The 13,304-nt window shown below is 65.1% G+C and carries 6 protein-coding genes; all 6 read left to right on the top strand.

The window, feature by feature from the left end; translation table 11 throughout:
- Nucleotides 1-70 precede the first annotated feature (70 nt).
- Nucleotides 71-1,471, top strand: coding sequence for an adenosylhomocysteinase (gene ahcY, locus BHD07_RS00110; RefSeq protein WP_100672601.1), 1,401 nt, complete (start codon nucleotides 71-73; stop codon nucleotides 1,469-1,471).
- Nucleotides 1,472-1,775: 304 nt separating this feature from the next.
- Entirely contained in the window at nucleotides 1,776-4,256 is a 2,481-nt protein-coding gene (locus BHD07_RS00105) for a sensor histidine kinase (protein ID WP_100672602.1), read from the top strand.
- 9 nt (nucleotides 4,257-4,265) lie between these two features.
- Nucleotides 4,266-5,780 carry a tRNA (adenosine(37)-N6)-threonylcarbamoyltransferase complex ATPase subunit type 1 TsaE gene (gene tsaE / locus BHD07_RS00100; protein ID WP_100672603.1) on the top strand — a complete coding sequence of 505 codons (1,515 nt, stop codon included), beginning with the start codon at nucleotides 4,266-4,268 and terminating at the stop codon, nucleotides 5,778-5,780.
- A 6-nt stretch (nucleotides 5,781-5,786) separates the two neighbouring features.
- Nucleotides 5,787-6,518 carry a nucleotidyltransferase family protein gene (locus BHD07_RS00095; RefSeq protein ID WP_100672604.1) on the top strand — a complete coding sequence of 244 codons (732 nt, stop codon included), beginning with the start codon at nucleotides 5,787-5,789 and terminating at the stop codon, nucleotides 6,516-6,518.
- A gap of 1 nt (nucleotide 6,519) precedes the next feature.
- Nucleotides 6,520-9,699 (top strand): double-strand break repair protein AddB, encoded by a 3,180-nt coding sequence (addB, locus tag BHD07_RS00090; protein ID WP_100672605.1) that lies wholly within the window; start codon nucleotides 6,520-6,522, stop codon nucleotides 9,697-9,699.
- On the top strand, nucleotides 9,689-13,258 hold the full coding sequence (addA, locus tag BHD07_RS00085; RefSeq protein WP_338279267.1) for a double-strand break repair helicase AddA: 3,570 nt from the start codon (nucleotides 9,689-9,691) through the stop codon (nucleotides 13,256-13,258). The genes addB and addA overlap by 11 nt, the downstream gene beginning before the upstream one ends.
- Nucleotides 13,259-13,304 lie beyond the last annotated feature (46 nt).

Genomic DNA, 13,304 nt, shown 5'->3' with positions numbered 1-13,304 from the left:
GCGGGAGGCACTGTCATGCCGCCAAACGGCCATGTGGCCGCGCGGCCCTAGGATCAGCCTGGAGAACTTCATGAGCGCAACTCAGGACTATATCGTCGCCGACATCGGGCTTGCCGACTTCGGCCGCAAGGAAATCGCCATCGCCGAAACGGAAATGCCGGGCCTGATGGCCTGCCGCGAGGAGTTCGGCGCATCGAAGCCGCTGAAGGGCGCCCGCATCACTGGCTCGCTCCACATGACCATCCAGACCGCCGTGCTGATCGAGACGCTGGTTGCGCTCGGTGCCGAAGTGCGCTGGGCCTCGTGCAACATCTTCTCGACCCAGGACCACGCTGCCGCCGCCATCGCTGCAAGCGGCGTACCCGTCTTCGCCGTCAAGGGCGAGACGCTGGAGGAATACTGGACCTACACCGACAAGATCTTCCAATGGGCCGACGGCGGCGTCTCGAACATGATTCTCGACGACGGCGGCGACGCGACCATGTACATCCTGCTCGGCGCCCGCGCCGAGGCCGGCGAGAACATTCTGACGAATCCGGGCTCCGAAGAAGAAGAGATCCTTTTCGCGCAGATCAAGAAGCGCCTCGCCGCGACACCGGGCTGGTTCACCAAGCAGCGTGACGCGATCAAGGGCGTGACGGAAGAAACGACCACGGGCGTCAACCGCCTGTACCAGCTCCAGGCCAAGGGCCTGCTGCCCTTCCCGGCGATCAACGTCAACGACAGCGTCACGAAGTCGAAGTTCGACAACAAGTACGGTTGCAAGGAATCGCTCGTCGACGGCATCCGCCGCGGCACCGACGTGATGATGGCCGGCAAGGTCGCGGTGGTCTGCGGCTACGGCGACGTCGGCAAGGGCTCGGCGGCTTCGCTCAGCGGCGCCGGCGCACGCGTGAAGGTCACGGAAGTCGACCCGATCTGCGCCCTCCAGGCGGCCATGGACGGCTTTGAAGTCGTCCAACTCGAAGACGTCGTATCGTCCGCCGACATCTTCATCACCACCACCGGCAACAAGGACGTCATCCGCATCGAGCACATGCGCGCGATGAAGGACATGGCGATCGTCGGCAATATCGGCCATTTCGACAACGAGATTCAGGTCTCGGCGCTTCGGAACCTGAAGTGGACGAACGTCAAGCCGCAGGTCGATCTGATCGAGTTCCCGAAGGGCAACCGCATCATCCTGCTTTCGGAAGGCCGCCTGCTCAATCTCGGCAACGCCACCGGACATCCGTCCTTCGTCATGTCGGCATCCTTCTCCAACCAGGTTCTGGCGCAGATCGAGCTCTTCACCAAGGGCGATCAGTACAAGAACGAGGTCTACGTGCTGCCGAAGCAGCTCGACGAGAAGGTGGCGCGCCTGCATCTCACCAAGCTCGGCGCCAAGCTGACCGAGCTCTCGGAGGAACAGGCCTCCTATATCGGCGTCAAGCAGCAGGGTCCGTTCAAGGCCGAACACTACCGGTACTGATCCTTACCCGAGCAATCCACAACATCTTGTGGCCGCGATCTTGACAAGAGATCGCGGCCGCTTTTTTGGGGCTCGCACTTTCAGCCGAATCGTCAAAGAAGTATGTTTAGCTTATCGATTCGTTATGCCGGTCTGGATTTTTCGGGCCGGCGGCGCGGTCGAAATGGGATGTCTTGTCGGACAGGCGGCAAACAGACGGAGACAGACCGGAGATGCAATCGGAACTGACAGGAGCCTTTGAACGGGCTCCGGCGCGCGGGGGCGCAAGGTCGCCGGCACTTTCCGGACGAACGGGGACGGCGCCGTGAAAACACATGAATCCATGTCTTCTGCAGGACGGCAGGGGGCGCCGAGACTGCTCAAGCGGCTCCTTGCGGGAACGGTATTGCTTGCGGCAAGCGATGCCGCAGCTCAGGCCACCGATCCCGGCAGAAGCATATTCGGCACGACGGAGGTGGTGACCTTCTCCGTTTTGATCGGCGTCATTTCCGCCGCCATGATTTCGGCGATCTGGCTCATCCGCCAGCGCGGCAATATTGAGGCCGAGAACCGCGAGCTTCGTTCCAATCTATCCGACGCGAACCAGCGCATTTCCCGCTTCCAGGCTCTCATTGCGGACAAGAACAGGCGCATCGTGATCTGGGACGGGCTCGCGGAGCGCCCGGAATTCCTCGGTCAGCTTCCGGTCGAAACCGGCGCGCCGCAGGACGACCGGGACTTTCTCGCCTTCGGCCGCTGGATCAAGCCGCAATCGGCAGGTCTGCTCGAAAAGGCGATCGAATCCTTGCGTGCCCAGGCGCAGAGCTTCGATCTCGTGCTCGAAACCCAGCGTAACGAGGTCCTCGAGGCCCAGGGCCGCGTATCCGGCGGGCGGGCCTTCGTGCGCTTCATCGCGCTCAACAATCTCAGGGCCGAACTCGCCGAGTTGAAGCTCGAACGCGACCAGCTGCATGCTTCGCTTTCGACGTTGCGGACGCTACTCGACGCGGTCGATCTTCCCGCGTGGCAGCGCGCAGGAGACGGCAGGCTCGAATGGGTCAATGCGGCCTATGCCAATGCGGTCGAAACCCAGAGCGCGAGCACGGCCGTCGCCGAAGAGCGCGAGCTGCTTGCGACCACGGCCCGCGAGCGGATCCGGGCGGTCTCGACGCTCCAGACGCCGTTCCGCGACAAGGTTTCGACGGTGGTCAGGGGCAACCGGACGTTTTTCGACGTCGTGGACGCCCGCACGCCCGCCGGCTCTGCCGGAATCGCGATCGACGTTTCCGGCATTGAGGCGGTGCGCGAGGAGCTGGCGCGGACGCTCAAGAGCCATGCCGAGACGCTCGAACACCTGGCGACGCCGGTGGCGATCTTCGACGGCAATCAGCGGCTGCAGTTCTACAATCAGGCTTTCCAGCGGCTTTGGGATCTCGACATGGGGTTCCTCGAGCGCAAGCCCGACAACGGCGAGGTGCTCGATCGGCTGCGTGCCGGCGGCAAGCTGCCGGAGCAGCTCAACTGGAAGCAATGGAAGACGAGTGCGCTCTCCGTCTATCAGGCGATCGATACGCAGTCCGATCTCTGGCACCTGCCGAACGGCCAGACGCTCCGCGTTTTCGCCACCGCGCGGCCGCAGGGCGGCGCCACCTGGGTGTTCGAAAACCTGACCGAAAGGGTCGATCTGGAAACGCGCTACAACACGCTGGTCCAGGTCCAGGGCGAAACGATCGACCATCTCGCCGAGGGCGTGGCCGTTTTCGGGCCCGACGGCCGCATCCGGCTCTCGAACCCGGCCTTCCGGGCGATCTGGGGCATCAATGAGACCGAGGCGCAACCGGGCACCCATATCCGCGCGATCGAGCAGGCCTGTCTCGCCTCCTACGACCAGCCGGACGGCTGGAAGCGCTTCGCCCATATCATCACAAGCTTCGACGACGAGCGGCCGTCGAGCCGCGGCATTCTGGAGCTGCGCACCGGCCTCATCCTCGACTACGCGGTCATTCCGCTGCCCAACGCCCAGACGATGCTGACCTTCGTCAACATCACCGACAGCGTCCGCGTCGAGCGCGCGCTCACCGAAAAGAACGAAGCGCTGCGCAAGGCGGATGCGCTGAAGAACGATTTCGTGCACCACGTCTCCTACGAGCTGCGCTCGCCGCTGACGAACATCATCGGTTTTGCCGACCTTCTCAAAACGCCGGTGTTCGGCGAGCTCAACGATCGCCAGGCCGAATATGTCGACCACATTGCCACCTCCTCGTCGCTGCTTCTGACGATCGTCAACGACATCCTCGATCTTGCGACCGTCGATGCCGGCATCGTCGAGCTCGAACTCGCGGAAGTGAATCTCATCGATCTGATCGACGACGTGACGCAGCAGATGGGCGACCGGCTGATCGAGAGCGGCGTGTCGCTTCGAACCGAAGCGCCCGACAATCTCGGCCGCATTACCGCGGACCAGCAACGGCTGAAGCAGATCTTCATAAAGCTTCTCACCAATGCGGCGAATTTCGCCCCGGACGGAAGTACGATCGAGCTCAAATGCTGGCGCGAGGGGAGCGACTTTGCCTTCTCAGTCACCGACACGGGGCCAGGGATCCCGCAGGACGTTCTCAACACCGTGTTCAACCGCTTCGAAAGCTATGGCCAGCGCGGCGGCGCGGGCCTGGGCCTGTCCATCGTGGAGAGCTTCGTCAGTCTTCACCACGGCAATGTTTCGATCCGCAGCAAGGAGGGCGAAGGCACCGCAGTAACTTGCCGCATTCCCTCCGCCGAAGCGCCGAAGGTCATCGCGGCGGAATAGATGAACTAAATGAAATCTCTCGAACGTCTGCTGAAGGACGAGGCCGCCACCATCGAATTCGGCGAAGATCTCGCATTGGCGCTGAAGGGCGGCGAATGCGTCGCTCTCTCGGGCGACCTCGGCGCGGGAAAATCGACCCTGGCAAGGGCCTTCATCCGGGCGATAGCCGACGACGAGACGCTCGAGGTGCCCAGTCCCACCTTCACCCTGGTTCAAAGCTACGACCTCAGGATCCCGGTCGCTCATTTCGATCTCTACCGGCTCGCGGACGCATCCGAGCTTGACGAGCTCGGTTTCGACGAGGCGCTCGCCCACGGCATCTGTCTCGTGGAATGGCCGGAGAAGGCCGAGGAGGCGCTTCCGGCCGGCCGAATCACCCTGACCTTCTCGCATGAAGACGAGGGCCGGCGCATTCACCTGACCGCACCGGACGCGGCCTTCGAACGGATCAACCGCTCGCTTGCCATTCGCAAGTTCCTGCTCGATGCAGCCTATCCTGGCGCCCGTCGGCGCCACCTGAGCGGCGACGCTTCGATCCGGGCCTATGAACGCATCGACACCGGGGATGGTGCGCCGGCGAAGATCCTGATGGATGCGCCGCGACACAAGCCGGGACCTATCCTTCAGGACGGCAAGTACTACCAGCAGCTCGCCCATATCGCCGAGGACGTCGTCCCCTTCGTCGCGATCTCGCAACTCCTCCGCAAACGCGGTTTCGCGGCACCGGCGATTTACGCGCGCGACCTCGACCAGGGTCTGCTTCTCATCGAAAACCTTGGATCCGAAGGCATACTCGACGCCGATGGCCGCCCCGTGGCGGAGCGCTACATCGAAGGCGCACGCCTTCTGGCCCGGCTGCATGCTCAGCCCGCGGAGCGCGACATCGCAGTGGCTGAAGGGGTCGTTCACCACATCCCCGCTTTCGACCGGACGGCGATCAAGATCGAAACCAGTCTGCTCGTCGACTGGTATCTCCCGTGGAAACGGGGGCGGCCTGCCTCGGACGATGAGCGGCGGGAATACTTCGCCGTATGGGACGGACTGATCGGCGTTCTCGATTCCGCGGAGAAGAACCTTCTACTGCGCGATTTCCACTCGCCCAACATTCTCTGGCGTCAGGACCGCACCGGATTCGACCGAATCGGCATCATCGACTTCCAGGACGCGATGATCGGGCCGACGGCCTATGACGTGGCCTCGCTGGTGCAGGATGCGCGAGTGACGATCGAACCCGATCTCGCCCAGCGGATGATGACTGCCTACATCTCCGAGCGCCGTGGTCTGGGTCCCTTCGACGAGGCCGCCTTCCGGCGCGACTGGCATCTGATGGCCGCTCAGCGCAACTGCAAGCTCGCCGGAATTTGGGTGCGGCTCAAGGAGCGCGACGGCAAACCCGGCTACATGAAGCACATGCCGCGCACCTTCGCCTATCTCGAGCATGCGCTCTCCCATCAGGTGCTGACACCCTTGCGCGAATGGTGCATTAAGGCTGGAATCCTCGCTCCCGAATCAGCGAACCGTTAGGACACGATGCCCATCACCAATGCCATGGTGCTTGCGGCCGGACTGGGCACCCGCCTGCGGCCGGTCACCGACACGCTGCCGAAGCCGCTTGTCAGGATAGCCGGCAAGCCGATGATCGACTATGTGCTGGATCTGCTCGCCGCCGCGGGCGTGACCAGGGCCGTTGTGAACGTCCATCATTTCGCCGGCCAGATGGAGGAGCACCTCGGCCGGCGAGAGGCGCCGCATATCCTGATTTCCGACGAGCGGGATGCGCTGATGAATTCCGGCGGCGGGCTGGCGAAGGGCCTGAAACTGCTCGATGGCGGGCCGGTGCTCGTCATGAATGCCGACCTTTTCTGGATCGGCGAGAAGCCGCGGCAACCGTGCAACCTGAAAAAGCTTGCCGGGTTCTTCGATCCGGAGCGCATGGACATGGCGCTGCTCTGCGTGCGTCTCGAGAACACGACCGGGCACAACGGCAAACGCGATTTCTCGCTATCGGAAGACGGCCGACTCACGCGCTATCAAGAAGGCATGGAGAATCCCGTCGTCTATGCCGGCGCGATCGCCATGGACGCAGCGCTGCTTGCAGACGCGCCGGACGAGGCGTTCAACCTCAACATCTATTTCGACCGGGCGATCGCCAGGGGACGCCTTTTCGGTCTGATGCTCGAAGGGCACTGGATTACCGTCGGCTCGCCGGAAGCCATAGCGGAGGCCGAGGCTGCGATCCGCCGCTTCCGGCCGGAGGGATGAGGTGCCCGCACATCCGAACGTCTTCACGATTCCCGCCGGCCTGCCTTTTCTGAGGACGGTCGCGGAAAGGCTCTGCAGTGGCGAGCTGACCCCGGGCTTCCGCTACGATCCGGCGCAGCCGCTGGCACTGGCCGGTGTGACGATCTTCGTGCCGACCCGGCGCTCCGCCCGCGTGCTGCGCTCGGAGTTCGTCGATCTGCTCGGCGGCCGATCGGCCATCCTGCCGATGATCCGGGCGCTCGGCGAGACCGACGACGACAGCGGCTTCTTCGACGCCGAGGTGCCGGCGATCCTCGACCTCGCGCCGCCGCTTTCCGGAACGGCAAGGCTCATCGAACTCGGCCGCCTCATTCTCGCCTGGCGAAACCGCCTGCCCCAGGTGGTCCTCGACATCCACGCGGAAAGCCCGCTGATCGCGCCGGCAAGCCCTGCCGACGCCATCTGGCTCGCGCGCAACCTCGCCGAACTCATCGACGCGATCGAGACCGAGGAACTCGACTGGGAGGCCCTCGACGGGCTCGACGGCGGCGAACATGCGCTCTGGTGGCAACTGACGCTCGCCTTCCTCAAGATCGCCCGCACCTATTGGCCGGAGCGGCTGGCGGAACTCAAGCACTCCTCGCCCGCACGCCACCGCAATGCGGTGCTGAAGGCCGAGACCCAGCGTATCGCCGCCGGAAAAGTGAGCGGACCGATCATCATCGCCGGTTCGACCGGTTCGATCCCGGCGACGGCCGCCCTGATCGCCGCGGTCAAGGCGCTGCCGAACGGTACGATCGTGCTCCCGGGCCTAGACGGATCGATGAGCGATGCGGAGTGGCGGCTGATCGCCGGAGAGACCCCCGCCGCCGGCGCTTCTTCAGGGAGCCCGGCAAGCCGCACCCACCCGCAATATGGATTTCACCGTCTGCTCAAGCGCATGGGCATCGAACGCGACGACGTGCCCGCCCTCGCGAGCGCTGCCGATGATCTCGATTATCGCAGCGCGGTCCTGTCGCGGGCGCTGTTGCCCGCCGACGCGACAAATGTCTGGATGGAGGCCCGCCAGAGCTTCGATGCGGAAAGACTCCTGTCCGCCTTTGCGGATGTGGCGCTGATCGAAGCGGCAAACGAACGCGAAGAGGCAACCGCCATCGCGATCGCGCTTCGGCTCGCGCTCGAAGCCGACGAGGAGAGCCAGGCGGCGCTCATCACCCCCGATCGAGGGCTTGCGCGTCGCGTCGGCACCGAGCTTGCCCGCTTCGGTATAGAGGCGGACGATTCCGCAGGCATTCCGCTCTCGGCGACGCCGGCGGGTGCACTTGCCCGGCTGCTCTTGGAAGCGACGCTCAGGCCGGACGATCCGGTTGCCCTGGTCGCACTTCTCAAGCATCCGCTGGCGCGCTTCGGCCAGACGGAAGAGGGTGCGCGCCGAGCCGCGGACGTGCTGGAGCTCGCGGCCCTGCGCGGCGGCACCGATGCGGCCGACATATCGGCCTTGGAGGGGGTCATCGACAAGGCGCTCGACAGGCAGAAGACCGACCGGCACCCGCCGCCCTGGAGGGCGGGTATCGGCCCCGACGACATCGCCATCGCGCGCGCACTCGCACGCCGGATAGCCTCGGCGGTCGCCCCCCTGGCCAGCACTCTCTCTGCCGATCCGCAAACCGGCCGTCACCGCTCGGCCGTGCTGCCCCTTTCGGATTGGGCGGAGCGTACAGGGCGCGCTCTGGAGGCGACCGCCATCGACGAGCAAGGCAACCTTGGCGCGCTCTGGGCTGCGGAAGCCGGCGAAATATTGGCGACGCTCCTCAGGGGCATCATCGAAACCGATGGCCAGATGGAGGCCGACGGACCGCAATGGTGCGACATTCTCGAGGCGCTTGCCGCAAGCGAAGCCGTCAAGCCCCGATCGATGCGCCATCCCCGCGTCTTCATTTTCGGAGCGCTCGAATCGCGCCTGCAAAGCGTGGACCTGGTGGTTCTCGGCGGCATGAACGAGGGCACCTGGCCGGGGCAGACGTCGAACGATCCGTTCCTTTCGCGAACGATGAAGGCGGGTATCGGACTGGAGCCGCCGGAGCGGCGAATCGGCCAGCTCGCGCATGATTTCCAGATGGCCTGCGGCACCCGCCGGCTGATCCTTTCGCGCTCCATGCGTCAGGGATCGGCGCCGACAGTGGCTTCCCGATGGCTGCAGCGCCTTCAGGCGCTCGGCGGCAAGAGGCTGACGGAACTGCTCAAGGCCAATGGCGCCGACTATCTCCACTGGATGCGCATTCTCGACCAAGGCGAGCGTCAGCCATTGTCGGACCGGCCGGAGCCGAAGCCTCCCGCGGAGCTGCAGCCGCGAAAATATTCCTTCAGCGAGGTGACGCGCCTGCGCCGCGATCCCTATGCCGTCTACGCGAGGCGCATTCTCCGGCTGGAACCGATCCAACCGTTCAACCGGGATCCGGGTGCGGCGGAACGCGGCCTGCTTTATCACCGGATCGTCGATCGCTTCGTCAAGGGCGGCTTCGACCCGGCGACGCGTGAGGGCGAGGAAGCGATGATCCGGCTCACCGACGAGGCTTTCGACGAGGAGAAACTGCCTGCGCATATCGACACCATCTGGCGGCCACGCTTCCAGGCGGTCGGAAGGGCGTTCCTCGAGTGGGAACGGGAGCGCCGGCACGGCATTGTGAACTCGTTCACCGAGGTTCCGGCGGCGATGGATCTCGGCATCGGAGATATCCGGCTGACCGGCATCGCCGACCGGCTGGATCGCCTGGCGGACGGAACGATCGACATCATCGACTACAAGACCGGATCGAGCCCCTCGCCCAAAGAGGCACGAGCACTTCTCGACCCGCAGCTGGCCCTCGAGGCGGCAGCGCTCAGGGCCGGGGCATTCCGTATGATCGGGCCGGCTCGGCCGCACTCGCTGCGCTACGTCCGGCTGAAGCCGGGCAGTCGGTTTGCCGTCGACACGGTCAATAACGAGGGCGCCCGTTCGAAGGAGACGAAATCCACCGAACAACTGGCGGACGAGTCGCTCGTCGAGCTCCGGAAGCTGCTTTCCGCGCTTATGAGCGGCAGGTTCGGCTTCGCCTCGCGCCTGATCGTTCAGAAACAGCGCGACTACGGCGGCGAATACGATCATCTGGCGCGCGTCGCCGAATGGGCGACCGCGGATGGCGAGGACGACGATGAGGAGTGATGCGACAGGCCCGGAGGAGAGAACCCCAGAGGGGTGGCTCGACTGGACAACGCAGCGGCAGGCGCTCGCCTCCGATCCCGCGCGTTCCGCCTGGGTTTCCGCCAATGCCGGCTCCGGCAAGACGCATGTGCTCACGCAACGCGTCATCCGGCTTCTGCTTGCGGGCTGCCGGCCGTCCGCCATCCTGTGCCTGACCTACACGAAGGCGGCCGCTTCCGAGATGTCGAACCGCGTGTTCGAGAAACTCGCCGAATGGGCGACGCTCGACGATAGCACCCTCGAAAAGCGCATAGAGGCGATCGAAGGCAAGCGGCCGCCAACCGCCAAGATCCAGGAGGCCCGCCGGCTGTTCGCGCGCGCCCTGGAAACCCCGGGCGGACTGAAAATCCAGACGATTCATGCCTTCTGCGAGGCGCTTCTGCACCAGTTCCCGCTCGAGGCCAATGTCGCAGGGCATTTCTCCGTTCTCGACGACCGGGCAGCGGCGGTGCTGCTCGCCGACGCCCGCAGGGCTCTCTTGACCGCCACGGCAGCGGCAACCGACCGGGAACTGGCGGAGGCCTTCGCCACGGTCCTCGATCTTGCCGACGATACCGGGCTTGAAAAGCTGCTTGCGGCGATCGTCGCCAACCGGGCGCCGATCCAGGCCTTTCTCGATCACGTCTCCGGACGCGGCGGGATGGACGCCCATCTGCGGACGGCGCTCGGCCTCGAGCCCGAAGAGACCGCCGAGACGGTCATGGCCGCGGTCTGGCCGCTGGCGGGACTCAATGGCCCGGCACTCGATGACTATATCGACCTTGGATTGCGCCTCGGCGGCGCCAAGCCCTCTGCCATCGCAGAAGGCTTGCGGGCCGTCCGCGCGATCGAGGATGCCACCGCCCGCTATGCCAAACTCGTGGAACTCTTCTTCAACGGCGGCGGCAAGCCGAAGGCGGAATCGGCCTTTCTGAACGCCGCCATGCGCCGTGCAGCGCCGCAGCTCGAACTCAGGGTGGAAGAGGCGCGCAGCCACATGCTCGCCTGCGTGGACCGCCTGAGCATCGTCCAGATGTACGGGGCGACCCGCGCCGCCCTCATTCTCGCCGAGAGGCTCAACCGCGACTACGAGGCGCTCAAGAAGGCACGCAGCCAGCTCGATTTCGAGGATCTCATCAACCGCACGGCGGCACTGCTTGCCCGAAGCGACGTCGGCGCCTGGGTGCACTACAAGCTGGATCAGGGGATCGACCATATCCTCGTCGACGAGGCGCAGGATACGAGTCCTGCGCAATGGGCGATCATCCAGTCGCTCGCGGCGGATTTCTTTGCCGGCGAAACGGCGCGCGCGGATGACCGAACGATTTTCGCCGTCGGCGACGAGAAGCAGTCGATCTACTCCTTCCAGGGAGCCCGGCCGGAGCGCTTCTCGCGCGAAAGCACCTTGACGGAGCGGCGGGTGCGCGCGGGCAACAGACACTTCAGCCCCATCCGCCTGCAGCTTTCTTTCCGCTCGACGGTGGACGTGCTCTCCGCCGTCGATACGGTCTTTGCAAATTCCGGGAATGCGAGAGGTCTGAGCGCTCGGAGCGAGGCGATCGTGCATGCGTCGAATCGGATCGGCCAGCCGGGCGCCGTCGACCTCTGGGATGTGATCGCGCCCGAGCCGGCGGCTTCGGAAGAGGATTGGACCGCTCCTTTCGACGCGACGCCCGAGCGCGCGCCGGTCAACATCCTCGCCCGGCGCATTGCAGCGGTCCTCGAGGATTGGATCGGCCAGGAGGCGGTGATCGAAAAAGGCGTGCGCCGAGCCATGCGGCCCGGCGACGTCATCGTGCTGGTGCGCAAACGCGACGCCTTCGTCAATGCCCTGACGCGCGCCCTCAAGCGGCGGGGCAATATCCCCGTCGCCGGCGCGGACCGACTGGTTCTGACCAGCCATATCGCCGTGCAGGACCTGATCGCGCTCGGCCGGTTCGTGCTTCTGCCCGAGGACGATCTGTCGCTCGCGGCACTGCTGAAGAGCCCGCTCCTCGATTTTGCCGAGGAGGATGTCTTCGAACTCGCCGCGCGGCGGACCGAGGGCGAAAGCCTCTGGCGACGGCTGCGGCAGGCGGGCGCGGAGGAGACGAGCCGTTATCACGGAGCGGTCCGCACGCTTTCGCGTTATGCCGGCCTGGCTCGGAAACTGCTGCCGCACGATTTCTATGCCCGCGTCCTCGGCGCCGATGGCGGACGGCGTGCCTTCCTGGCGCGGCTCGGCAGCGAAGTCAGCGATATTCTCGACGAATTCCTCACCTTCGCTCTCGATCATGAAAGGAGCGGTCTGCCGGGCCTGCAGGCTTTCATCTCGACGCTGGAGATCGAAGCGCCCACGGTCAAGCGCGAACAGGACAAGGAACGCGACGAGGTTCGCGTTATGACCGTACATGCCGCCAAGGGCCTCGAGGCACCGGTCGTCTTCCTGGTCGACGGCGGCGGCGAGGCCTTCGTCCGCCAGCAGGTCTCGGACCTTCGCTTCGTGGAGAAAACGCAGGCCGATCATTCCGGGCTCACGGTCCCGGTCTGGCGCGCGCCGGGTTCTGCGCCGAACTCGCTCATCGCCGCCGACAACGAGCGGCTGAAGAAGCTCGCCGAGGAGGAATACCGCCGGCTCCTCTATGTCGGCATGACGCGCGCAGCCGACCGCCTGATCGTCTGCGGCTATCGCGGACAGCGGCAGAACACCGACACCTGGCATTCGATGGTGCAGGGAACGCTGGCACAGGACCTGAAGGGCCGCGGAACGCCGAGGCTTTTCCGCGCCGGAAGCGAGGAGTGGCAGGGCATTGCCTGGCGCGAAGCGCATGTGCCGCGCGACCTCCCGACGTCCGAAGGCGGATCCGAAGAATCGCAACGGCCGACAGCCGGCTTGCCGACGGCGCTTTTCACGCCTCCGGCCGCGCCGCGGCGGCTGCCCCGGCCTCTTGCCCCGTCCGGCACGACCATCGCAATCGACGACCCCGACGGCGAAGCGATCGTCGGCTCGGCCCTTTTCGCCGGGAAGAGCGCGCCGAAATTCTCGATGCTCCGCGGCGCGATCCTGCACCGGTTGCTGCAGGTTCTTCCGTCGGTCGACGGCCGCGAGCGCCTGGCCGCGGCGGAGCGCTATCTCGCCCGTTCCGTGCCGCGCTGGCCCGAAGCCGAACGGCGCGCACTTGCCGGGAACGTCATGGACGTGCTCGACCATGCGGATCTGCAACCGCTTTTCGGCGAGCACAGCCGGGCGGAAGTCTCCGTCATGGGGACGCTGAAGCTCGGGACACGCGAATTCGCCGTATCGGGCCGTATCGACCGTCTGGCCGTCACCGGCGACATGGTGACGATCGCCGATTACAAGACCAACCGCGAAATCCCGGAATCGCCCGAAGAGATCGCGCCGGTCTACAGAAACCAGCTCGCGATCTATCGCGAAATCCTGAAACCTCTTTACCCCGGCAAGCGTTTCCGATGCGTGCTGATCTTCACCGAAGGCCCGGCGATCCGGGTGCTTCCCGAGCCGATGCTAGACAGGAGTCTTGAAGAGCTCGCGACAAAGTGAGATACACGATATTGAAAATCCGGTGGCGATGCCTCACATGAGACAC

This window comes from Sinorhizobium sp. KGO-5 (assembly GCF_036245905.1).
Taxonomy (GTDB): Bacteria; Pseudomonadota; Alphaproteobacteria; order Rhizobiales; family Rhizobiaceae; genus Sinorhizobium; species Sinorhizobium meliloti_A.
This window is presented reverse-complemented; position numbering and strand designations above follow the sequence as displayed.

Coding starts and splice junctions, on each gene's coding strand:
- tsaE (WP_100672603.1), top strand. CDS start 4,266: ATGAAATCTCTCGAACGTCTGCTGAAGGACGAGGCCGCCACCATCGAA.
- ahcY (WP_100672601.1), top strand. CDS start 71: ATGAGCGCAACTCAGGACTATATCGTCGCCGACATCGGGCTTGCCGAC.
- BHD07_RS00095 (WP_100672604.1), top strand. CDS start 5,787: ATGCCCATCACCAATGCCATGGTGCTTGCGGCCGGACTGGGCACCCGC.
- addA (WP_338279267.1), top strand. CDS start 9,689: ATGAGGAGTGATGCGACAGGCCCGGAGGAGAGAACCCCAGAGGGGTGG.